Consider the following 23,254-nt stretch of genomic DNA (forward strand, 5'->3'; position numbering starts at 1 on the left):
ATATTCTATTAAAAGACAAATCTAAGATTATGACTTATGTATCTAAATGGAGGAGTACAAATGAAAGTGCTAAGAAAAAGATTATTACTTAAAGTGATAGTAATTACTTTACTTATAAATATTCTACAAGGTGCTGCGCGTGCAGAAATAAAAGATAATGGAAATGCTCCAATTAGGGTTGGAGTATTTCTATATGATTTAAATGATCCATTTTTTTCAATGATTAAAGAAAGTTTAATGAACATTGAAAAAGAAAAAGGAAATAAAGTTGAATTTACTTTTTTTGATGCTAAGGGAAATCAATATACTCAAAATGAAAGTATAGATAATGCACTTAGCAGCCATTTTGATGCACTAATAGTTAATCTAGTAGATCAAGAATTAAATACAATACAAGGAATTCTTAATAAAGTTTTTGAAAAGAATATTCCATTAATTATATATGCTGATCCAAATCAAGAATTATTAAATTATGTTAGAACTTATAAACGGGCAATTTTTGTAGCTACAGATACTAAACAAGCTGGTTTATTGCAGGGAAAAATTCTTATAAATTTATGGGAATCAAATAAGGAATCAATGGATAAGAATAAAGATAATATTTTGCAATATATTATGTTTCATGGTGATCCTGACAGTCCAGAAGCTATTGCAAGAACAAAAGATGTTATATCAACCCTTAATCAAGCAGGTATAAAAACACAGCAGCTTTCATTAACTTATTGTGACTGGAAAGAAGAATGTGCTGAAAATTCCATGGGATTACAGTTTTTAAATTTTGGTAACAAAATTGAAGCAATAATAGCCAATAATGATGCTATGGCAATTGGAGCTATAAAAACTTTACAAAAATATGGATATAATAAAGGTGACAAAGCAAAAACTATCCCTGTTGTTGGAATTGATGGAATAACAGAAGCTAAAGAGTTTATTAAAAATGGTTTTATGGCTGGCACAGTTATTCAAGATCCTCGAGATAAAGCTGAAGTTTTTTACAATGCATCCATTAATATGGTATCAGGTGAATCACCACTTGCCAATACAAAATTTAAATTCGATGAAACAGGTATTGTGGTGCGATTGCCATATTATGAGTATCCAGGAGTATCGGATACAATTAATTTTGCTAAATAGAAAAGCTAATCTTATGATACTGAGGTCATAAGATTAGCTTTTCTATTTTTTCAAGTCCTCCTTTATTCTTTTTTCTGCAGAATTTTCTCTATCTATATTAGCTAACCCTAATTTATACGGACCATAGGCTAATATGGTATCAATATTCTTAGTTAAATCTTCTTGAAATTCATTAACTTCTTCAGTCTTTCCTAGTTCTTTGTTTATTTCTTTTTTATTATCAATCATAATGATTTCTCCTCAAAATTTAATGAATTTGAATTTGCCGGTATTTACATAAAATTAATTTTGTGCAGAGTTTTAATGGATGCACGCAGTTTATGCATAAAAACCACGCATAAGTAAAAATTAATTTGATTAATATGCATGGTTTTTATGTTTAATAATTAAATGTGATTATTAGTTCCAGGCTCTGATATATTTTTTAGTGCAACTTCAGCATTATCTTGTAAGTTAGGCTCTTGTGAAATATCTCCTAGTGCAACTATACCAACAAGATTGTTATTATCAACAATAGGTAATCTTCTTACTTGGTGCCTGCTCATTAATCTTACAGCTTCATGAACATCCATATCTGGACTTCCTGTCACAGGATTTGAAGTCATAAAATCACAAATTTTTTGTTGACTTGCATTAGCACCAGATGCTACAGCATTTAAAGTAATATCCCTATCTGTAATTATTCCAACTAATTTTCCGGAATCATCACATACAGGTATTGAACCTACATCAAATTGTCTCATCATTTGAGCAGCTCTTTCAATAGAATCTGCTGAATTTAAATTTACTATATCTTTTGACATTACATCTTTTATTTGCATTATATCCACCTCCTAAAATATATTTCCCAATGGATGAACATTTTATTATTAAAAATTTTGGTATAAAAATATAAAATAGTATATTGATAAATCTATATTTTGATATAATGTATATAAGAATAACTATTTAGGAAAAAGGTGTATACTAATGTGCGAAATAATGAGTGATTCTTCTGATGAAGTTATAGAGAAGGTGTCAAGGCTTTTAAATGAGTTAGATATTGATTTCAAATTATATAAGCATAAAGAAGTTTTTACTATTGATGATATTGATAATTTAGCTATAAAATTTGATGGGATATATTGCAAAAATCTTTTTTTGAGAAATAGTAAAGGGGATGTACATTATCTTCTTATTATAAAAGATAGTAAAAAAGCTGATCTTAAGCGATTGGCAAGGGAGATAGGAAGCACAAGGTTATCCTTTGCAAGCGACGAAGTTTTACATGAATACCTTGTTTTAAAGCCTGGGTCTGTAACACCTTTTGGTCTGATTAATGATTTAAATAGCGAAGTAGTAGTATTATTAGATAGTGATTTAGTAGGATTAGATAAAATTAACTTTCATCCTAATATTAATACTGCAACTATTACAGTATCCTATGAAGGTTTGAATAAATTTTTGAAATATCGAGGTAATATGGTGAATATAGTTAAAATATAAAATAAGCATTGAACCATTTCTCTTTTAATTACATTTTCTCTAAGAATAAGTTTATGATGGTGAACTTAAAATAAGTAATTGAATATAATATATAATGAGGAAGCTATAATTTAAAGGAGAATTAAATGAAAGTAATAGTTATAGGCGGAGGATGGGCAGGTTGTTCAGCCGCACTAGAGGCAGTAAAACAAGGGGCAGAAGTCGAGTTATATGAAAGAACTGATTTATTACTCGGAGTTGGAAATGTAGGCGGCATTATGAGAAATAATGGAAGGTTTACTGCTGCAGAAGAACTGATAAATCTTGGTGCTGGAGAATTTATTGAGATAATGGATTCTATAGCTATTCATAAAAATGTAGATTTTCCTGGACATAAACATGCTTATTTATGTGATGTTGGAAGAGCAGAACCTATTGTTAGAAGGCTTTTGATAAATAAAGGAATAAGAATTTTTTTCCAAAGTAGGGTGACAGACGTCGTAAAGGAAGGAAATAAAATTGAATCGGTAGCATTATCAAATAAAAAAACCATAACAGGGGATGTATTTATAGAAACTACAGGCTCAACGGGATCAATGCCTAACTGTGTAAAATATGGTAATGGGTGCGTAATGTGCACGCTAAGGTGTCCTAGTTTTGGTGCCAGAGTAAGTATAAGTAATAAAGCAGGAGTAAATGACTTATCAGGTGAAAGAGCAAATGGAATAAAGGGTGCAATGAGTGGTTCATGTGAATTTCCCAGAGAATCTCTATCTAATGAAATATTAAATGATTTGGATAAAAGTGGAGTGGTGGTAATACCAATACCCAAAGAAGATATTCACTTGGAAAAATTAGAGCAAAAGGTATGTCAACAATATGCAACCTTAGAATTTGGTGAAAATATTATTTTGTTAGATACTGGACGAATAAAACTTATGACTTCACATTATCCAATAGATAAGTTAAGAAAAATTAAAGGGCTAGAAAATGTAATATATGTTGATCCACTAGCAGGAAGTAATGGTAATTCAATTAGATACTTAGGAGCAGCACCTAGAAGTAATGAAATGAAGGTAGATGGAATAGAAAATCTATTTTGTGGAGGTGAGAAGTCAGGATTTTTTGTAGGTCACACTGAAGCAATGGCTACGGGAACTCTAGCTGGATACAATGCAGTTCAATATTTAAAGAAGAAAAAATTATTAGAACTACCAAGAGAGTTATCCATTGGTGATATTATTGCATATGCAAATGATAAGTTAAAGGAAGGCAATATGAGTGAAAGACATACATTTTCAGGTGCAGATTATTTCGAAAGAATGAAGAGTTTAGGATTATATATTACTAACAAGGATAAAATAAAATCAAAGGTTTCAAGTTTGAATTTATTGAATATTTTTTCATAGCAGAATTTTGTATTATTTGCGCATATGGCTGAAATTTAGAATATATCTATATTTCGGCCATTAAATTTTATAGATAATTAATTAGATTAACTTTAGAATGAAATGATAAAGTAAAAGCCCTCCTAGGCGATAGAGGGCTAATATAAATTGGAATTGGTTAAATAAAAAAGTCACTTATATTTTATATTTCATTAATAGTATATAAAATTTAAATGGAGATATTCTAATTATTAGTTGTTAATACAAGAAATTTACTGCTATATTCACAGGTAATTTAAGCAATATAAATTTAAAGGAATTATATCCATAAAATTATAGAGAATGCATTTATTGTAGCAATTTCTTATGAATTTATAAGTGCAACAAAAAGGATAATAAATATCTGTGATATAATAAAACAGTTAGATAATTAAATTACTATAGAAGAGATAGGATGAATATTAATGGATTTAAAGCAATTAAGTAATGAAGAAATTGAAAATATTTATTATAAACATATGATAACAGATTTTCCCCAAGGGGAATTAAAGCCTCTTTCTTCAATAATAAAGCTAATTAAAAGAAAAAAATACATATGTTATGGTTTGTATGATAATAGCGAATTAGTAGCTTATGCGTGTTTAGTTACTTCAAAATCATATTTATTAATTGACTATTATGCTGTATGTGAACAATATAGAAGTAAAGGTATAGGAAGTAAGTTTTTAGGTATGTTAAAGAACATTAGTAAAAGCTATAATGGAATTATAGTAGAAGTCGAGAGCCTTGAATATGCTCCAAGTGAAGCAGAAAGATTAGTCAGGCGAAGAAGAATAGAGTTTTATAAGAAAAATGGAATGAATATGACAAACATTTTGAGTATATTATTTAATGTTGAGTATTCAATTATGTGTCTATGTAATATTCCATTAGAAGATTCAGATGTCTATGAAGCAGTCCAAACTATATATAAAGAAATTATTCCAAGCAACTATTTTTCAAAATATGTTGAAATAAGTTATTTAAAATAACTTACTGAATTAGCAGATTTAAAATATATTGAATATGATAGAGCCGTATTAATTCACTATTCTTATTAATACGGCTCTAATTAACTATTTCATAAAAATCATTAAATAAAAAATGAATGAAAGACAGGTAAATTAGTAAAACTATACTTGTTCTAAATAAAATATATTTGTGATGGAGAATTTAAAATTATGAATAACGGAATTATTAAAATTGATGATTTATTAGATGTAATAATAAAAAGAAGAAAAATGATAATTTGTTTAACAATAATTGCAACAATACTTTCTGCATTTGTCAGTTTTGTTATTATTCCGCCTAAATATGTAGCAGCTACTAAAGTATTTATAGGAAAAGAATTAAATAATCAGGGGCAAGAACAAAGTTATAATACTAATGATGTACAAATGTATCAAAAGCTTATAAAAACTTATGCGGAAATAATTCAAACTAATGACTTAATTCAAAGAGCAATTAACTCAAGTAATTTAGATTTAAAGTCAGAAAATGTACTTAATACATTAAGTGTGAATCCAAGAACAGATACTCAAATTTTAGAAATAAGCTATATAAGTGCCAATAAAGCATTGGCAAGCGATGTAGTAAGTGCGGTGACGAATGAATTTATTAGAACATCTAAAGAAATAATACCTAATGGAAATGTGAGAGTAATTGAAAGTGTGAAGGTACCGGAAAACCCTATCAGTCCCAATAAAAAATTATATATAGGTATTGCTTTCTTAGTTGGTTTAATAGGCAGTATAGGATTGAGTTTTTTACTAGAATTTATGGATAATACATTTAAGACTAGAGAGCAAATTGAAGAACTTTTAGGTATACCTGTCTTAGGAACAATTCCTGATGGAAATAAGTAGACAGTTAAGAGAATGTTGGGAATCAAACTAATTTGATTTCTATTTTCATTAAATCTTAGAAGGGCGTGAGAGTATGTTGTTATTAGAGAAAATCAAAAAAAAAGAAAATAATCAAGTTGATAGTAGGATACATGCAGGTTTTATAATGGAAGATAAGCCAAAGTCAATAGTTGCAGAAGCTTATAGAACTTTGAGAACTAATATACAATATTCTTCTTTTGATAAAGAAATTAAAACCATAGTTATTACTAGTGCTGAAATGGCAGAAGGTAAATCTACAGTAGCAGGAAATATTGCATTATCTTTTGTCCAAAATGATAAAAAAGTTATTTTAGTTGATTGTGATTTAAGAAAGCCATCAGTACATAAAAATTTTAAAACTTCTAATTTAGTAGGTGTTTCAGAAGTTCTTATTGGAAAAGCATCTCTTGAAGATGCTATTCAAAGGCGGAATGAAAATCTTTATTTTTTAACTTCAGGAAAAATACCGCCCAATCCATCAGAAATGCTTGCTTCATCTGCCATGACAAAATTAATAAAAACGCTAAAAGAAGAATATGATATAGTAATATTAGATACTGCACCCCTTAGGGCAGTTACAGATGCTCAAATACTTTCCACCAAAGTTGATGGTACTATTTTAGTTGTAAGAGCAGCTGTGACAAAAAGAGATGCGGTAATTGATGCAAAGAATCTTTTAGATAAAGTTGGAGCTAATATAATAGGGACCGTATTGCATGCAGTAGAAAACACTAGAGGAAAATATTCTTATTATTACGGAAATAATGAAGATGAAAAATGAAAGAAAATTCGATTAAAAAACTTATAACTTATAACTTAAATTGGTGGGTGATTTAATGATACTAGATATTCATTCGCATATATTACCAAATATTGATGATGGTTCGAAGAGTATGGAAATGACATTGGAAATGTTACGAAATGCGCAGGAAAAAGGAACTAAAGAAATAGTGGCTACACCACATTATTTATTAGATTACGGGGACGCTACAATCAGCGAAGTTAAATCCTTGGTTAATGAGGTGAATTTAGCTGCTGAAAAAGAAGGAATTAATTTAAAAATCTATAGTGGACAGGAAGTTTATTTTAATGAAAATATAATAAATAACTTTTTGGAAGGAAACATAGGTACAATAAATGATTCTAGGTATATGCTTATTGAATTTTCTATGCATGAAATTGAAAAAAATATTTTTGATATAATTTATGAATTGCAGATTAGAAACATTATTCCAATAATAGCGCATCCCGAAAGATATAAACCAATTAGAGAAAATACCGCCGTTATTAATGATTTTATTGATGCAGGATTTTTATTTCAAATGAATGCTGGCAGCATAGAAGGCAAGTTTGGAGAAAGTGTTAGAAAAACCGCCAAAATCTTTTTAGAAAATAATATTTATAATTTCATTGGATCAGATGCTCATGATATAGAGAATAGAACTACAGGAATACAAAAAGCTATTAATATATTAAATAGAGAAGATAAAGAGAGTCTAAACAAACATATATTTGAAAAAAGTTCTGAAGACCTCTTAGAAGATAATGTGGTAAAGTTTATTGGTAAAAAAGTTAAGCCTAAAAAATCATTCTTTTCATTTTTAAAAATTTGACGGAATTTTGAGATAATATAAGAACTTTAAATTTAATAAATAAAGTAGATTTAATAATTGTTTTAAAAAAAGTATACCATAATAAAGTAAATTAAATAAAAATTTGTTTCAAAACGCTATATTAGCAACTATCCTTATGATTGCTTAATATAGCGTTTATTGTGTGTTGAAAATTATATTGTTTCCAGTGTAATATAGGTTGTAGAAGGTGTAGAAAAACGAAACAAATTGTCGAACAAAGCTCATCTTAACATAGAAATAATTAAGATCAGTATGACTTACTAACGCTAATAGTTGTAGGAAACTGTAAGACTTAATTATTAATAAATTTTCATAGGGCGGTGATAAAGTGCAGCAACTAGAAATTAAGAAGGGGGAAGCTATCTTCCAAGATAGAACAGAACCTAAGATGGAGTATTACTTTTTAAAAAGGACTATGGACATTCTTTGTTCGCTAACTGGATTAATAATCTTACTTCCAATATTTATTATTATTGGAGTTTTAATCAAACTTGAATCAAAAGGGCCTGTATTTTTCTCTCAAGAAAGAATTGGGAAGAACGGAGAAGGTTTTAAAATGTTCAAGTTTAGGTCAATGATTATTAATGCAGAAGAATTAAAAGAAAAACTACACGATAAAAATGAGATGAGCGGACCAATGTTTAAAATGAAGAATGATCCGAGAGTAACTAGAGTTGGTAGATTCATAAGAAAGACAAGTATAGATGAACTCCCACAATTGTTTAATGTACTAAAAGGTGAAATGAGTTTAGTTGGACCTAGACCATCACTTCCAAAGGAAGTTATGAAGTTCGATGACTGGATGATGACTAGGTTAGAAGTTAAGCCAGGATTAACATGCTACTGGCAGGTATCAGGAAGAAATGATATTGATTTTGAAGATTGGATGAGATTAGACATTGAATATGTACATAATCGATGTATTTTAACAGATATTAAACTTATTTTTAAAACATTTTTTGTACTTTTTGGAGACAAACATGCGAGATAGAATGAGAGGTATAAATATGAATATGAAAATAGTAGTTGCAGGAACAGGATACGTTGGATTGGTTACAGGAGCATGTCTTTCAGAAATAGGACATAATGTAACTTGTGTTGATATAGATAAGAATAAAGTTGAAATGATGAAGCAAGGAATCTCACCTATATATGAACCAGGTTTAGATGAATTGTTAAAAAGAAATCACGATGAAGGTAGATTGGATTTTACAATAGACTATAAAAATGCTTATAAAGATGCTGATATAATTTTCATAGGGGTTGGCACTCCTGAGAGAGAAGATGGATCAGCTAATTTAGATTATGTATTTAATGTATGTAAACAAATTGCAGATAATATTGAAAAAGACTGCTTGGTAGTTGTTAAATCAACAGTTCCAATAGGAACAAATGATAAAATTGAAGAATATTTAAAAGAAAATATTAAGAATAATGTTCTTGTAGAAGTGGCTTCAAATCCAGAATTCTTAGCCCAAGGTACAGCTGTTGTTGATACTTTATATGCTAAAAGAATAGTAATTGGAGTTGAATCTAAAAGAGCAGAAGATCTTTTAAGAAAAGTATACGAAGGATATAATCAGCCAATAGTTGCAACTAATAGAAGAAGTGCAGAAATGGTTAAGTATGCTTCAAATGATTTCTTAGCTCTTAAAATATCATTTATGAATGAAATAGCAAATTTCTGTGAAATGGTTGGAGCAGATATTGAGGATGTAGCTAAAGGAATGAGCTTTGATCCAAGAATAGGAGATAAGTTCTTAAATGCAGGAATAGGATATGGTGGATCATGTTTCCCTAAAGATACTAAAGCACTTCATTGGCTTGCCAATGATAATGGATATGAATTAAAAACAATTAAAGCGACAATTGAAGTTAATGAAAATCAAAAATATAAGCTATTTAGACAAGCTAAAAACAGATTCGGAAGCCTAAAGGGATTAAAAGTAGCAGTACTTGGATTAACCTTTAAACCAGGGACTGATGATTTAAGAGAAGCCCCATCAATACCAAATGTAAGAAGATTATTAGATGAAGGTGCAGAAATAGTTGCATATGATCCAGTAGGTGTTAATAACTTCAAAAAGTTATATCCAAATGAAATAACATATGCAAATACTCTTGAAGAAACCTTAAAAGATGCGGATATGGCATTTATATTTACAGAATGGAATGAAATTAAATCTTTAGATTTAGGCGTATATGAGGATTTAATGTACTCTCCAATTATATTTGATGGTAGAAATTGTTACAAAGTAAAAGAAGCTAAAGCTAAAGAAATAGATTACTACTCAATTGGAAGAAAAGCTGTATTAAATTATGAAAAAAATGCTGCAAAGAAGATAAAAGCAGCGATGGTAATATAAAAACTTTAACGGGTTAGGAGGATTAGGATGAAAGTATGTTTTATAACATCAAGTGGAGGCCACTTAACTCATTTAATTCAGTTAAAAGAGTGGTGGAAGGATAAGGAAAGGTTTTGGGTTACTTTTGAAAAAGAGGACTCAAAATCAATATTAAAAGATGAAAAAAAATATTGGTGTTACTTCCCTACTAACAGAAATATAAAAAATTTAATTAAAAACACATTTTTAGCTATAAAGATATTGCTTAAAGAAAAACCAGATTTAATCGTTAGTACTGGTGCTGCGCCAGCTATTCCGTTCTTTTACTTAGGAAAGTTTTTTGGATCAAAGGTAGTTTATATTGAGGTATATGACAGAATAGAAAAACCAACAATAACTGGTAAAATAGTTTATCCTATAAGTGACTTATTTATATTACAGTGGGAAGAACAAAAGAAATTTTATCCAAGAGGAAGAGTATTGGAGGGATTATTTTGATATTTGTAACTGTTGGTACTCATGAACAAGGAATGGATAGACTATTCATTAAGCTAGATAAATTAATTGAAAGCGGGCATATTAAAGAAGAAGTATTTGCTCAAAATGGATACAGTGATTACGTACCTAAAAATTATCAGTGCAAAAAAATGATTGGGTATGATGAAATGGATGAATGGATAAAGGCAAGTGATATAATAATAACTCATGGAGGTCCAGGAAGCATTTTTCATCCACTTCAATACAATAAAACTCCAATTGTGGTACCAAGAAATCCAGAGTTTGATGAGCATGTAGATGATCATCAAATACTTTTTACAAAAAGATTAGAAGAAAATTCAAAGGTTATTGGAGTATATGATATTGAAGATTTAGATGGTATATTAAGTAATTATAAAGAATTGTCTAATAAATGTAACAGCCATGATACTGGAAATAATGATTTTATAAGAAAATTTGATAAAGTAATTAGCGAGATAATGTAACAGTTATCTCGCTAATTACTTTAGAGTAAAATAGTATGAAGAATGTAATATATGTAAATAATTTTAAGAAAAATCATTAAACTAAGAATATACTTTTAGTTTAATGATTTTTTTATACGATTTTATAAGGAGAGTGAAAAATGAATATATTATATATTAATCGAGGCATGGGACTTGGTGGAGTTGAAAAATGTATAGTTCAACTTTCTAAAGTATTCAGTAAGGACAATAAAATTATAGTTGCCAGCATGGGAGGGCAATTAACTGAAGAGTTAAAAAGATTGAATATTAGGCACTATAATATTATAAATACAGACTCTAAAAGTCCATTTGACATATTAAATAACTTGAATATTATTTACAAAATTGTCAAAAAAGAAAATATAGAAATAATACATAGTCATCATAGGATGACAACTTTGCTAGCAAAAATAGTATCTAAAATTGCAAAAGTTAAGATTATACATACTCAGCATCTATGTATAGAAGATAAATTTGAATTAACTAATTTATCTTTAAAAAATATACAAATAATTACGGTAAGTGAAGCTGCTAAAAGAATATTAATTGAAAAAGCTGGTTTAGAGGAAAAATATATAACTACAATTTACAATACAATAGAAACTACTTCTAATAATAAAATAGTAGACAGTAAACTTTTAGAGTTAAAAGAAGAAGGGTACTTTATTGTAGCTCAAATCAGCAGAATCATAGATTATAAGGGAGTTTATGATTTTGTTGAAGTAGCAAGAAAAACCTGTATAGAAAATGAAAAAATAAGATTTTTATTAATAGGGGACGGACCAGAGTTTACTAATATAAAAGAAACTGTTGAAAAAGAAAAATTAGAAAAGTGCATATATTTGCTGGGACCAAAAGATAATATAATTGAGCACTTAAAATATATAGATTTATTACTTTTATGTTCTTATATAGAAGGACTTCCTCTAACACCATTAGAAGCCTTTTCACAAGGTGTCCCAGTTATAGCTACTAATATCGACGGCACCAACGAAGAAATAGAAAATGGATATAACGGTTATTTAGTAGAGACTAAAGATGTAGACAGATTTACAGAAAAGATACTTCAACTATATAAGGAAAAGGAAAAGTATAGCAAAATGAAAGATAATTGTATAGAAACATTTAATACTAAGTTTAATAATGAAATATATTTTAAATTGCATGAAAAGATATATATGAAACTTTTAGGCAAGGTGAAATAAAAAAGATGATTGGAAAAAGTATCAAATATTTTAAATCTTTATTAAGAATTGTAGTATTAAAACTTAGATATAAAAGTAAACTAAAGTTCAAATTTACTGGGATTAAATCACTTTATATAGGAAAAGGAGTAAGGGTAATAATCGGTAAGGGAAATACATTATATTTCGGAAATAATATTTATATTGATGATTATTGCAGCTTTGAGTGTATTAAAGGAAATATATATGTGGGAGATAATACATTTTTCAATACCAATAATAAAATTGTATCATTAAAAAAAATTAATATAGGAGAAAATTGTTTGTTTGGACCTAACGTTGGAATTTTTGATCATGACCATAATTTTAAGAATAATGACTTACCTATAATTCAGCAGGGGTATAGCACAAAAGAAATAATCATAGGAAATGATATTTGGGTTGGGTGCAATAGTACAATAACAAGAGGTGTAAATATAGGAGATAAAGTAGTTATTGCTGCGAATTCAGTTGTTACTAAAAATATAATTAGTAAAGGTGTATATGGTGGAGTACCATGTAAATTTATAAAAGACATATAAAAGATAATACAAATAAAACATAATATTATGGTTAAACTATAGATAAAGCATCCTAGAATTAATTTTATGCTTTAACATATAATTACTTCCTTTTTTGGTTAGTTATATAAAAGTATAAATGTATAATTCAGAAGGGAGTAAATAATGTTTTTTATTTTAAGCGTATTATTTGATATTTTTATTTTTCAAAATTGTTTGGTTGCACATGTTCCTATAATAAACTATATTGATGAATCATTCACAGTTTTTTTAATTCTTTCAAGTATAATTTTTATAGCAAATAGAAAAAATCATATTTCATTATATTCTAGTGAAATAAAAGTTATTTTATTGTTTTTTATTCTATTATTTGCTGGAATAATGGGAAATCTTTTGCATAATATTCAGCCGCAAAAGATCGCAATTTATAAAGATGTTTTAGCTATAAGTAAGTTTGTAGTTTGTTACATTGGAACATTAATTGTATCAAATAATATAGATAAAGATTTATTAGTTAGAAAAATTGCTAGTAGGTCGAGGATATACTTAACAGTAATATTTATTTTTCTAATTATAAATTTAATTCACGATATTGGAATGTCAATGGATGTGCGATATGGAATCAGGAGTTATAAATTTTTATATGAACATCCAACTTACTTGGTATCTTCAGTAGTTATAATGCTATGTACTATTTTGAGTGATGATAAAAAAAAATTTGATAATTTCATTGTTTTTGAAACAATATCTATATTGTTTTTTTCTTTAAGAAATAAAGCATTCGTATTTATTATAGGCTACTTATTTATGAAAATAGTAATGAAATATGCTAAAAATATAAAAATACGTTATATTTTAATTCTTGCTGTAATAGGCATTTTCTCAACCTATAACAAGATAATGGAGTATGCTTCATATTATCTTACAGCAGCCCGTCCGGCGTTATTTATTGTAGGATTTATGTTAGCGAATAGATATTTTCCCTTTGGAAGTGGTTTTGGAACCTTTGCTTCAGAAATATCTGGTGATTATTATTCGCCAATATATTTTGAATATGGAATAAATGTAGTTAGTGGATTAGAGGAAACTTCTCATTCTTATATTGGAGATACTTTCTGGCCCTACATCTATGGACAATTTGGATTTTTAGGATTAATTGCTTTTTTACTAATACTTTTATACATATTTAAATCATTACAAAATAGATATGATTATGATAAAATAACTCAATCTGCTGCCTTTCTATTGTTGCTTTATATTCTTATTGCTTCGACTGCTGAGGCTATATTTACGGATGTAACAGGTTGTTTTAGTTTTGCGGTTATTGCAGGCTATTTAGGAAATAATTATATAGTCTATAATTCTCAGAAGGTCATGAATAATACTGAATAGATTGAATTAATTTACTTTTATACAGAAGGAAAGATTGTTATGGAAACTAAAACATTAAGAGTGCTTCAAGTTGTGGACTCATTAGGGGCAGGGGGAATTCAAGCCTTTATATTAAACATCAACAGAAACATAAATTTAGATAAAATTAAATTTGATTATTTAGTTTATAGAAATAAAAATGAAAGAGAATTTTATGATGAAAGCGTTGAAAAAATGGGGGGGAATATAATATGCTTGCAACAAAATAAAGGTATTAAAAGAATAAAATCCTTTATAGACTTATACAAGTTACAAAAAGAAAAAAAATATAAAGTGGTACATATTCATGGAGATCGTGCAAAAAGCTTTTTTGAAGCAGTTGTTTTTAAACTATGCAAGACTCCAAAAATAATAATGCATTCGCATAATGACAGAATGAGTAAGGATAAAAAATTATATTATTTACATCTAGGAATGCAAAATATTATTAAGCATCTTTGGAAATATACTGTTAACTATGAATTTGCATGTTCAACTAATGCTGCAGAATGGATGTTTGCTGACTCAGATATAAATGCTTCCAAAGCACAGGTAATAAATAACGGTATTGATGAACAAAAGTTTATTTTTAATGAAGAAATAAGACAAAAATACCGAAAGAAGCTTAATATTCAGGAAAAGTTTGTTATAGCTCATGTAGGACGTTTTAGTTATCAAAAAAATCATAATTTTTTAATTGATATTTTTAATTCTGTTATTAAACGATATAGTGATTCAGTTTTGTTATTAGTTGGTGAAGGAGAATTAAAAGAAGAAATTACAGAAAAAGTTAAGAACTTAAAGCTGCAGGATAAAGTAATATTCTACGGTCTTTCTAATGAAATTCATAATATCCTGCAGGCTGCTGATATATTTGTTTTTCCATCTCATTTTGAAGGATTGCCTGTTGTTGGAATAGAAGTTCAAGCTTCAGGTTTAATGACCATTGCATCCGATACTATAAGTGATGAAGTTAAAATTACTGATTACTGGGCATCAGTACCTTTAAGTAAATCATGTGAAGAGTGGGCTGAAATCATTTTAAAGTACAAAGACGGATATATCCGCAAAGATACATCAAAAGAAATTATAGATTCTGGATTTAGTGCGAGACAAATATCAAAAAAATTGGAAGATTTATATATCAATAAATAATCTATTATAAGAATAATTTAGTGCATTAAGGAGAATAAATATATGATAAGTGTTATTATTCCAGTGTATAATGTTGGAGATTATATTAAGGAATGCTTAGAGAGTATATTAATGCAAACCTATAAAGATTTGCAGATAATAATTGTTGATGATGGCTCAAGTGATAATACCATGAATATTGTTAATGAATATGAAGATAAATTTGAAAACTATACTATACTGCATCAAAAAAATGCAGGGGTTTCTGTTGCAAGAAATACAGCATTTAATCATATAGAAGGAGAATACACAATGTATATTGATCCTGACGATTTTTTAGAATGCGATATGCTTGAAAAAATGCAAAAAGAAGCAGAAGCAAAACAAGTTGATATAGTAATTAGTGAATATTATGTATATTACAATAAAAATGATAGCAGAAACTACATCGAGAGTTATGATATTGATGCAAGAAAAATCTATAACAACTATTATGTTATAGATATGATGCTAAATTACGAATTACAAGGACAGTTATGGAACAAATTGTTTAGAACACAATTATTGAAAGAAATTGAATTTAAATTTGAACCAGGCAGATATATTCAAGATGCATTTCCAGTATTTAAAGCTATATATAATAGTAAGGGAATAAGTTTTATTGATAAGCCATTGTATTATTATAGGCAAAGAGAAACGTCAACAGTTCACAAGAAGAATGCGAAATTAGCAGAGGATTATTACTTTGCGATGAGCAGCATAATACATTTTATAAAAGATAAAAATATAAAAGTAAACCAGCAAAGTTTAAAAATATTTAGAATTAAAGTACTGTCACATTTTATAGCTCATTACACTAATGCTGATGAATCAAACAGCCTAAAAACATTTAGGAATAGTAAATATAATGAATTAAGTGTGAAAAATAGAGAATTTTTATTTCTGAGTGAGATATGTAAAGAAGATAAAATTAAATTATTTTTATGGAATAGTAATTTATATCCAATACTAAAGAAAATAAAAAATAGATAAGTAGTAATATTGGCATTTTGACTTGTTATTGTCTTTTATGGATCTTAAAATAAGGAGAAAATATGAAGATTTGTTTTATAAGCAACACAATTTTTAACTTAGGAGGAGTTCAAAGAGTTGTCTCTGTTTTAGCTAGTGAATTAAGTAAGGATAATATAGTAGATGTAATTTGTACAGACAACAATTTTAAGATTAATAGGAAAATGTATAACTTAAGTGATAATGTAAATATAAAATTTAATACAGAATTTTTAAATAAAAATTTTATAAACAAAGTAGTTTGTAAAATTTCTAAAGAAATTAATTTAATTACAGGAATTTTAAATAATTCAGTTATGGAGGATATACTAACATATGCATATTATCCAAATGAAATCCAAAATAAATTTGCAGAGTATATAAATAAACAGAATTATGACGTTGTTATTGGTGTCGAAGGCTACTTTAGCTTACTTCTTGGGAAAATATCCAATAAGTTAAATGCAAAAACTATAGGCTGGCAGCACAATTCTTATGATGCATATTTAAATAATAAAGATAGATATTATTGGAAACAAAATGAATTATTTAGAAAATATATACCAAAGCTTGATAAATACATAGTTCTAACAAATGATGATAAAACTAAATATAAAGAAAGACTGAATATAGATTGTGATGTAATATACAATCCTTTAAGCTTTGAATGTAATATTAAGTGTTCCTGTAATGAAAAAAATATTATATTTGTTGGACGTTTAATGAAAGAGCAAAAAGGATTAGATTTACTCATAGATGCCTTTAATATAATATATAAAGAAAATAAAGAATGGAAGCTAAAAATTGTAGGAGACGGACCTGATAGAGAAGCTCTTATTGATAATATAAATAAATATAATCTTCAGAATAGTGTCATATTGATAGGGCAAAGTGATGATGTAAAAAAATATTATTTAGATTCAAGTATTTTTGTTTCAACTTCTAGATGGGAAGGCTTTGGTCTATCAATTACGGAAGCAATGGAGTGCGGATTACCAGTTGTAGCTTTCAATAATTCAGGTCCAAGAGAGATAATAAATAAACCAAACATAAATGGAGTATTAGTAGATGGACATGATTATACACAATTTGCTCATGAAGTTATAAAATTAATTAAAGATGATAGTAAGAGAAAGATGATGTCAATAGAGAGCATACATAGAGCAAAAGATTTTAAAACAAGCAATATTGTTAAACAATGGAAAGAAGTTATAAAAAAATTATAAACTATGGAGGAAAGATGAAAGAATATTCAAATCTAAAAAATGGAATAATAATTACATTCATAGCTAAATACAGCAATGTTTTTGCACAATTACTTATTAATTCAGTATTAGCGAGATTATTATTGCCATCTGATTTTGGAATTATTGCAGTAATATCTGTATTTATTTCTTTTTTTAACATGTTAGGAGATATGGGGATTGGTCCAGCAATTATACAAAATAAAGCCTTAGATGAAAAGGAAGTATGTGATGTATTTAAATTTTCAGTAATTGCCGCCTTTGTTATTGCAATAGGATTTTATTTCTTTTCTTATTTTATAGCTTTTTTTTATAATGACAGGATATACGTAAGATTAGGAGAATTATTATCTATTTCAGTATTTTTTTCAATCTGTACAATTGTTCCAAATGCAATATTGTATAAGGAACAAAAATTTAAAGAAGTTGGATTAATTAATATTATTGTTAATGTAGTTGTTGGAATTTTTACAATAACACTTGCATTTAAAGGTTTTTCTTATTATTCACTAGTTTTCGATTCAATTTTAAAAAGTATATTTATATTTTTGTTATGCTTTAGAGCATGCAAAATTAGAATAGAAAAAGGATATTCAAATAATTCTATAAGAAAAATAAAAAATTATTCAAGCTTTCAATTCCTATTTAATTTCATAAACTATTTTACCAGAAATTTAGATAACATATTAGTAGGTAAGTATTTAGGTGCATCTACACTAGGGTGTTATGACAAATCCTATAAACTTATGCTTTATCCAGTACAAAATTTAACTAACGTAATTACACCTGTGCTTCACCCAGTTTTATCAAATTATCAAAATGAAAAAGATGTAATTTATGAAACTTATATTAAGGTGATTAAGATTCTTGCATATTTAGGTATATTTGTATCAGTATATTGTTTTTTTACGTCTTATGAGATAATTAGGATTGTTTATGGTCCAAAATGGGATGAATCAATACCGATTTTTAGAATACTTTCAATATCAATAGTAATTCAAATGGTATTATCAAGCATAGGCTCAATCTTTCAGGCTACTGGATATGTGAATAAGCTATTTTCTACTGGCGTAGTATCAGCCTTTTTTACAGTAAGTGCAATAATCATAGGCATTATAAGTAAAAGTTTAATAGTATTATCTATAGGGCTGGTTATAGCATTCATATTGAATTTTTTTCAATGTTTTTATGTATTACTGACCCACGTATTTGAACGAAGTTTTATTATTTTTTTAATGGATTTAAAGAATATATTCATTATTGGTATTTTAATGATTATTGGATATATACTTACAAGCAAGATAGGCATAAATAATGTATTAATAAGTGCAGTATTTAAATTAATTCTGGGAATTATTACATATGTTATAGGATTATATATTACACAAGAATATAAACTATTAAAAAAAGTTATTTTGAGAAAATAGTACCATTGGAAAGTAACTCTAGTTTTCTTGAATAATAAAACTAGTTTTGAGATATATAAAATCAATATAATTTAGAGTGCTCTATTATTATGAAGTATAGTAATAGAGCATTTTTTAAGCTTTAAAACTTTATATTTGTCTTTGTTCATATCTATATGCAGATAAATTATTGGGCATAATATCTATAAGGTTAAGGCACAATTAAAAAGAAAAATAATCATGGCATTTGGGGCTTGTTATTTTCTTTCATGTGTCAAAGGTGAAATTTAAAGATAGGAGTTTAAGATAAATGAGTTTGCTAGAGCTAAAAGATATTAATAAGTATTATAAATTAAAAGGCAGCGAAAATTTTTATGCATTAAAACATATAAATATATCCCTAAACAATGGTGAATTAGTATCTATCATTGGTGAATCAGGAAGTGGTAAGTCTACCTTGATGAATCTAATTGGAGGTTTAGACTCAAATTACAGTGGAGAAATATTTGTAAATGGCAGAAATATTAAAAAACTAAGAAAAAAAGAACTTGATAAATACAGAAAAAATGAAGTTGGATTTATATTTCAAAGTTTTAACTTAATAGGACATCTATCTGTTTTAGATAATGTGTCAATAGCAATGACACTATCGAATGTTAGAAAAAAGGAAAAGATTAAACGTGCAAAAGAAATACTAACAGAACTTGGTTTGGAAAAACATATTAATAAAAAGCCAAATCAATTGTCAGGAGGACAAAAGCAAAGAGTTGCTATTGCAAGAGCCTTAATTAATAACCCGGAAATAATTGTTGCCGATGAACCAACAGGTAGTTTAGACTCAAAAACTACTATGCAGGTTTTAGAAATCATGAAGAAGATTGCACAAAAAGGAAAACTTGTAATAATGGTTACTCATTCCGAACAAGTTGCATCCTCTTCAAGTAGAATAATTAAAATAGAAGATGGTGAAATTATTGATAATAGGGAAATATCACAATCATATAACATAAATAATGATGAAGGACAAATTCAAATTAATAAACAAAAACAAAATTTGAATATTTTTTCATCAATAAAATTAGCACTTATTAATATGAAGGAAAAATTCTCTCGTAATTTATTGGTTTCTTTAGGAAGCAGTATTGGAATAATGAGTATTATACTAATGTTATCATTTGGTAATGGAATAAAAAACTATTTTAACAAAACTATGAGCAGCTATGTAAACCCTTTGGTTGTAGCTGTTAATATGCCAAGTGAGGATAATGAAAATGTTAACTTAGATGTTGCTACAATACAAAGACCAGATGTAAATTCAACTAAGCCTTTTGAGGAAAAAGACATTGATGCTTTATCTAAAATACAAAATGTATCGTCTATAGAAAGGGGATACACTGTAATTTCAATGGGGGTCAATACCATAATTTGCAATGACAAAAGTTATAATTTAATGCAGGTTTCAACAATATCATCAAATATAACACCTTCAAATATCGGAAAAGGAGCCTTGCCCAAAGAAGGAGAAATATTAGTTAATAAAGCTATAAGCGATAAGCTTGGTGAAGATATTGTTGGAAAAAAAGTTAGTTTACATATACTTGTAAATTCAAAAGTATTAAGTAGAGATTTTATTGTGAGTGGAATTTATACTACCTCAGGAGGTGATTTGACAGCAGTAATGAGATCTGTTTATTTGAATTATTCAGATTTACAAAAATTATATTCAGATAATAATTACACGCTAAAGCCAAATGTAGTTTATGTCATTACAAATAGTAGTAAATATACATCAGGAATAAAAGAAAAAATTAAAGAACTTGGTTATTCAGAATCTTCACAAGAGTTAATGACATCCATGTTTAATGGGATGATAGATATATTAACATACGTATTATCAGGAATCGCTGCAATTTCTTTAGGAGTATCAGCAATTATGATAATAGTAGTTATGTATATAAGTGTTGTAGAAAGAACAAAAGAAATAGGAATAATTAAAGCAATAGGAGCAAGAGCAAAAGATATACGAAGAATTTTTGTTTCAGAAGCTTTTTTAATAGGAGTCTTTAGTGGGGTAATAGGAATTGCTGGTGCATATTTTGTAGGTAAAGGTATAAATGTTATGTCCAATAAATTATTTAATGTTAATTTGGTTTTAATAAAGAGATTATATGGAATCTTTGGGATAGGTGTAAGTATTATAATGAGTACATTAGCAGGGCTATTACCTGCAAATAAAGCAGCACGATTAGATCCAGTTGAATCTTTAAGAAGGGAATAATAGGGTTTTTGTTACTAATCCGAAAAATTAAATTGGTAATCAAAGCTTTTGGAAAAATAAAGTATGAACTAAGGAGGATGAAGATATGGAAGAAAATATGAGAGACTGTCCAAATTGTAAAGAAAAATTATCAAATAATTCACGGTTTTGCAGCTCGTGTGGAACAAATCTCAGTAATAATCAGAATTACGATTTTGAAGAAAGAAGTAGTGAAGGTTCGGAAAGTTTTTTTAGCAAATTAAATAAAGCTGCCGGTGGAAGTGGAAGGATTAAGTTAAAATTGAAAGATTTAATAGTTAATGTATTTAAAAAACATACATTAGAAGAAAGAGAAAATACTTTTATCTGTGGAACGGCTCAAACGTCGCCAAAGGAAGGGGAGATTTGTTCAAAGTGGCCTAAACCTTGGTTATATTCAAGAGTATTTTTCTTATTTACAGTAACTTTTCTTGTGCTAGTCACTTTACTTAGAGTTTTTGAAAACGTATTGGCATACCCAGGAACCATTTTTATAGGTTCACTAATTGTTCCATTTTCTCTACTCATTTTCTTTTGGGAAGTAAATGCTCCGCGAAATATTAATATTTTTGATGTAGTTAAAATATTTTTTTTTGGAGGTGTATTTTCATTACTTATAACAATGATATTGGACCGTATAGTTGTTGTTGGCAACTTGGATTATTATGGGGCAATTATTGTAGGAATTATTGAAGAATTTGCCAAGTTTGTTGTTGTAGCATATTTCTTAAAGGGAAGCAAAGAGAAATATATTTTAAATGGATTGTTACTAGGAGCAGCAGTGGGTGCTGGATTTGCAGTTTTTGAAACAGCCGGGTATGCATTTGCTTATGGTTTTCAGGTTCCTTTAATGATGAAAATAATATATACAAGAGGAGTATTAGCACTGGGAGGTCATATTGTATGGGCAGCTATGTATGGAGCTGCTTTGGTAATGGTAAAAAAAGATAATAGGTTAAGAATGAAATATATACTAAATTATAAGTTTCTTAAATATTTCATTTTAGCAGTAATGTTTCATGCAATCTGGGATATGCCCATAAGTAATAGTACTGAGCTTCCTTTTATTCAAGTAATACTTACAGTAATGGCATGGCTTGTTATCCTAATACTAATTAGTGCAGGACTAAAACAAATTTCAAGTCTAAGTGCTTAATATAGTTAGCTATTAGATTACAAGCTAAAAAAATAAGAAGTATAGACTAAAATATATTGAAAAATTAATGCCTACAAACTATAATTAAATAAACATATAAGTTGAGATGATTTAACGATTTTAAATATTGACTACGAAGTCTAATTTTTATACGTAAAAGTATATGAATTAGATTTTTTTTATAATTCTTTATAATCTGTAATTCCAAAAAGGATAAAAATTGTAGCTGCGCATTGGAGGTTTGTATGAGGAGAGAAATTGCTGTATATATGAATAATTTAGGCGAGATTACTGATTTAAAAGAAGCAGGAATAATCAAGGTTTTTTCTAAAAATTATGAAGAATGGAATGTGGTAAGGGAAATATCTTTTAAGTTTAATAGCACAAAGGAAAAGGAGGATATACGTTTAGATACTTTAAATATTGCAGAGGCACTAGAAAACTGCAAAATTTTTATAGCAAAAGAATTTTCGGATTTAGCGTATTTAATGTTAGATAGTATGGGATTTAGCACATGGAAAATGGATGGTGCTATAAGTGAAATACTTGAATATGTATTAGAAAAAGAAGAAGAGGAGGCTGAAGAAATAAAACTTATTAACTCATCAAGGCAAAATGATAAAAAACAAAGTATTGAACCAACTGAAATTGGAGAAAATGGTTGTTACATATTTAACCTTAAAGAATTGCAGGAACACAATACGGGAGTTACATCAAAGCAGGCGTTAAAACCTTTCTTAAATAACAAGGATTTCAGTGAATTAATAATAACCTGTAGTCATATTCCAAACTGGGTAGAAGATGAATTAGAAAAGCTAAATTTAAATTATGAGTTTTCAAGAACTGGGCAAAATGATTATATATTAATTATAAGTAAAACAAATCAGAAGTTGCAAAATTAAGATAATACTATATCTATT

General features: G+C 27.8%; 23 protein-coding genes. 21 read left to right on the plus strand and 2 right to left on the minus strand.

The features are described from left to right. The first annotated feature begins 60 nt into the window (after window positions 1–60). Window positions 61–1,134 (plus strand): galactose ABC transporter substrate-binding protein, encoded by a 1,074-nt coding sequence (locus COL3_RS10810; protein WP_008421501.1) that lies wholly within the window; start codon window positions 61–63, stop codon window positions 1,132–1,134. Window positions 1,135–1,176: 42 nt separating this feature from the next. On the opposite strand, the gene COL3_RS10815 is transcribed toward COL3_RS10810, so the two are convergent. Together COL3_RS10815 and COL3_RS10820 are read right to left on the minus strand one after the other, a co-directional pair. Continuing rightward, the gene (locus tag COL3_RS10815) at window positions 1,177–1,362 is read right to left on the minus strand and encodes a hypothetical protein (protein ID WP_008421503.1); all 186 of its coding nucleotides are present in this window, start codon (window positions 1,360–1,362) and stop codon (window positions 1,177–1,179) included. A 158-nt stretch (window positions 1,363–1,520) separates the two neighbouring features. Further along, a complete protein-coding gene (locus COL3_RS10820; protein ID WP_008421506.1) occupies window positions 1,521–1,955 on the minus strand; it encodes a CBS domain-containing protein in 435 nt (144 codons plus the stop codon). A gap of 148 nt (window positions 1,956–2,103) precedes the next feature. Here COL3_RS10820 and COL3_RS10825 point away from each other — a divergent pair, with 148 nt between their 5' ends. The 20 genes from COL3_RS10825 to anfO all read left to right on the plus strand — a co-directional run bounded on the left by COL3_RS10825 (window position 2,104) and on the right by anfO (window position 23,236). Further along, on the plus strand, window positions 2,104–2,619 hold the full coding sequence (locus tag COL3_RS10825) for a prolyl-tRNA synthetase associated domain-containing protein (RefSeq protein ID WP_008421508.1): 516 nt from the start codon (window positions 2,104–2,106) through the stop codon (window positions 2,617–2,619). 125 nt (window positions 2,620–2,744) lie between these two features. After that, window positions 2,745–4,007: an FAD-dependent oxidoreductase gene (locus COL3_RS10830; RefSeq protein ID WP_008421510.1), complete on the plus strand. Its 1,263-nt coding sequence runs from the start codon at window positions 2,745–2,747 to the stop codon at window positions 4,005–4,007. Between the two features lie 443 nt (window positions 4,008–4,450). Beyond that, entirely contained in the window at window positions 4,451–5,017 is a 567-nt protein-coding gene (locus COL3_RS10835; protein ID WP_008421512.1) for a GNAT family N-acetyltransferase, read from the plus strand. A 189-nt stretch (window positions 5,018–5,206) separates the two neighbouring features. Continuing rightward, window positions 5,207–5,890: a Wzz/FepE/Etk N-terminal domain-containing protein gene (locus COL3_RS10840; RefSeq protein ID WP_008421514.1), complete on the plus strand. Its 684-nt coding sequence runs from the start codon at window positions 5,207–5,209 to the stop codon at window positions 5,888–5,890. A 73-nt stretch (window positions 5,891–5,963) separates the two neighbouring features. Further along, window positions 5,964–6,692 carry a CpsD/CapB family tyrosine-protein kinase gene (locus COL3_RS10845; RefSeq protein ID WP_008421516.1) on the plus strand — a complete coding sequence of 243 codons (729 nt, stop codon included), beginning with the start codon at window positions 5,964–5,966 and terminating at the stop codon, window positions 6,690–6,692. 58 nt (window positions 6,693–6,750) lie between these two features. Further along, window positions 6,751–7,524, plus strand: coding sequence for a CpsB/CapC family capsule biosynthesis tyrosine phosphatase (locus COL3_RS10850; RefSeq protein ID WP_035283025.1), 774 nt, complete (start codon window positions 6,751–6,753; stop codon window positions 7,522–7,524). Between the two features lie 349 nt (window positions 7,525–7,873). Then, window positions 7,874–8,536: an exopolysaccharide biosynthesis polyprenyl glycosylphosphotransferase gene (locus tag COL3_RS10855; RefSeq protein WP_008421520.1), complete on the plus strand. Its 663-nt coding sequence runs from the start codon at window positions 7,874–7,876 to the stop codon at window positions 8,534–8,536. A 22-nt stretch (window positions 8,537–8,558) separates the two neighbouring features. Further along, window positions 8,559–9,911, plus strand: coding sequence for a UDP-glucose/GDP-mannose dehydrogenase family protein (locus COL3_RS10860; protein ID WP_035283027.1), 1,353 nt, complete (start codon window positions 8,559–8,561; stop codon window positions 9,909–9,911). 27 nt (window positions 9,912–9,938) lie between these two features. Continuing rightward, window positions 9,939–10,388, plus strand: coding sequence for a UDP-N-acetylglucosamine--LPS N-acetylglucosamine transferase (locus COL3_RS10865; protein WP_008421525.1), 450 nt, complete (start codon window positions 9,939–9,941; stop codon window positions 10,386–10,388). After that, window positions 10,385–10,873, plus strand: coding sequence for a glycosyltransferase (locus COL3_RS10870; RefSeq protein WP_008421527.1), 489 nt, complete (start codon window positions 10,385–10,387; stop codon window positions 10,871–10,873). The genes COL3_RS10865 and COL3_RS10870 overlap by 4 nt, the downstream gene beginning before the upstream one ends. A gap of 140 nt (window positions 10,874–11,013) precedes the next feature. After that, window positions 11,014–12,099, plus strand: coding sequence for a glycosyltransferase (locus COL3_RS10875; RefSeq protein WP_008421529.1), 1,086 nt, complete (start codon window positions 11,014–11,016; stop codon window positions 12,097–12,099). 5 nt (window positions 12,100–12,104) lie between these two features. Beyond that, window positions 12,105–12,659 carry an acyltransferase gene (locus tag COL3_RS10880; protein WP_008421531.1) on the plus strand — a complete coding sequence of 185 codons (555 nt, stop codon included), beginning with the start codon at window positions 12,105–12,107 and terminating at the stop codon, window positions 12,657–12,659. A gap of 144 nt (window positions 12,660–12,803) precedes the next feature. Beyond that, on the plus strand, window positions 12,804–14,030 hold the full coding sequence (locus COL3_RS10885) for a hypothetical protein (RefSeq protein ID WP_008421534.1): 1,227 nt from the start codon (window positions 12,804–12,806) through the stop codon (window positions 14,028–14,030). 39 nt (window positions 14,031–14,069) lie between these two features. Beyond that, complete coding sequence (locus COL3_RS10890; protein WP_008421535.1) at window positions 14,070–15,203, plus strand: glycosyltransferase family 1 protein; 1,134 nt, start codon at window positions 14,070–14,072, stop codon at window positions 15,201–15,203. Between the two features lie 42 nt (window positions 15,204–15,245). Beyond that, a complete protein-coding gene (locus COL3_RS10895; RefSeq protein WP_008421537.1) occupies window positions 15,246–16,214 on the plus strand; it encodes a glycosyltransferase in 969 nt (322 codons plus the stop codon). A 62-nt stretch (window positions 16,215–16,276) separates the two neighbouring features. After that, window positions 16,277–17,458, plus strand: coding sequence for a glycosyltransferase family 4 protein (locus COL3_RS10900; RefSeq protein WP_008421539.1), 1,182 nt, complete (start codon window positions 16,277–16,279; stop codon window positions 17,456–17,458). Window positions 17,459–17,472: 14 nt separating this feature from the next. Further along, a complete protein-coding gene (locus COL3_RS10905; protein WP_008421541.1) occupies window positions 17,473–18,903 on the plus strand; it encodes a lipopolysaccharide biosynthesis protein in 1,431 nt (476 codons plus the stop codon). Window positions 18,904–19,192: 289 nt separating this feature from the next. Continuing rightward, complete coding sequence (locus COL3_RS10910) at window positions 19,193–21,160, plus strand: ABC transporter ATP-binding protein/permease (RefSeq protein WP_008421543.1); 1,968 nt, start codon at window positions 19,193–19,195, stop codon at window positions 21,158–21,160. A gap of 85 nt (window positions 21,161–21,245) precedes the next feature. Next, complete coding sequence (locus COL3_RS10915) at window positions 21,246–22,334, plus strand: PrsW family glutamic-type intramembrane protease (RefSeq protein ID WP_008421545.1); 1,089 nt, start codon at window positions 21,246–21,248, stop codon at window positions 22,332–22,334. Window positions 22,335–22,579: 245 nt separating this feature from the next. Beyond that, entirely contained in the window at window positions 22,580–23,236 is a 657-nt protein-coding gene (gene anfO / locus COL3_RS10920; RefSeq protein ID WP_008421547.1) for a Fe-only nitrogenase accessory protein AnfO, read from the plus strand. Window positions 23,237–23,254 lie beyond the last annotated feature (18 nt).

Source organism: Clostridium sp. LS (assembly GCF_002760435.1).
Classification (GTDB): Bacteria; Bacillota; Clostridia; order Clostridiales; family Clostridiaceae; genus Clostridium.

Excerpts from the sequence above, each read along its gene's own strand:
- COL3_RS10875 (WP_008421529.1), top strand. The coding sequence starts at position 11,014 with ATGAATATATTATATATTAATCGAGGCATGGGACTTGGTGGAGTTGAA.
- COL3_RS10860 (WP_035283027.1), top strand. The coding sequence starts at position 8,559 with ATGAAAATAGTAGTTGCAGGAACAGGATACGTTGGATTGGTTACAGGA.
- COL3_RS10905 (WP_008421541.1), top strand. The coding sequence starts at position 17,473 with ATGAAAGAATATTCAAATCTAAAAAATGGAATAATAATTACATTCATA.
- COL3_RS10820 (WP_008421506.1), bottom strand. The coding sequence starts at position 1,955 with ATGCAAATAAAAGATGTAATGTCAAAAGATATAGTAAATTTAAATTCA.
- COL3_RS10845 (WP_008421516.1), top strand. The coding sequence starts at position 5,964 with ATGTTGTTATTAGAGAAAATCAAAAAAAAAGAAAATAATCAAGTTGAT.
- anfO (WP_008421547.1), top strand. The coding sequence starts at position 22,580 with ATGAGGAGAGAAATTGCTGTATATATGAATAATTTAGGCGAGATTACT.
- COL3_RS10830 (WP_008421510.1), top strand. The coding sequence starts at position 2,745 with ATGAAAGTAATAGTTATAGGCGGAGGATGGGCAGGTTGTTCAGCCGCA.
- COL3_RS10835 (WP_008421512.1), top strand. The coding sequence starts at position 4,451 with ATGGATTTAAAGCAATTAAGTAATGAAGAAATTGAAAATATTTATTAT.
- COL3_RS10915 (WP_008421545.1), top strand. The coding sequence starts at position 21,246 with ATGGAAGAAAATATGAGAGACTGTCCAAATTGTAAAGAAAAATTATCA.
- COL3_RS10890 (WP_008421535.1), top strand. The coding sequence starts at position 14,070 with ATGGAAACTAAAACATTAAGAGTGCTTCAAGTTGTGGACTCATTAGGG.
- COL3_RS10895 (WP_008421537.1), top strand. The coding sequence starts at position 15,246 with ATGATAAGTGTTATTATTCCAGTGTATAATGTTGGAGATTATATTAAG.
- COL3_RS10825 (WP_008421508.1), top strand. The coding sequence starts at position 2,104 with ATGTGCGAAATAATGAGTGATTCTTCTGATGAAGTTATAGAGAAGGTG.
- COL3_RS10880 (WP_008421531.1), top strand. The coding sequence starts at position 12,105 with ATGATTGGAAAAAGTATCAAATATTTTAAATCTTTATTAAGAATTGTA.
- COL3_RS10865 (WP_008421525.1), top strand. The coding sequence starts at position 9,939 with ATGAAAGTATGTTTTATAACATCAAGTGGAGGCCACTTAACTCATTTA.
- COL3_RS10885 (WP_008421534.1), top strand. The coding sequence starts at position 12,804 with ATGTTTTTTATTTTAAGCGTATTATTTGATATTTTTATTTTTCAAAAT.
- COL3_RS10910 (WP_008421543.1), top strand. The coding sequence starts at position 19,193 with ATGAGTTTGCTAGAGCTAAAAGATATTAATAAGTATTATAAATTAAAA.
- COL3_RS10900 (WP_008421539.1), top strand. The coding sequence starts at position 16,277 with ATGAAGATTTGTTTTATAAGCAACACAATTTTTAACTTAGGAGGAGTT.
- COL3_RS10810 (WP_008421501.1), top strand. The coding sequence starts at position 61 with ATGAAAGTGCTAAGAAAAAGATTATTACTTAAAGTGATAGTAATTACT.
- COL3_RS10815 (WP_008421503.1), bottom strand. The coding sequence starts at position 1,362 with ATGATTGATAATAAAAAAGAAATAAACAAAGAACTAGGAAAGACTGAA.
- COL3_RS10840 (WP_008421514.1), top strand. The coding sequence starts at position 5,207 with ATGAATAACGGAATTATTAAAATTGATGATTTATTAGATGTAATAATA.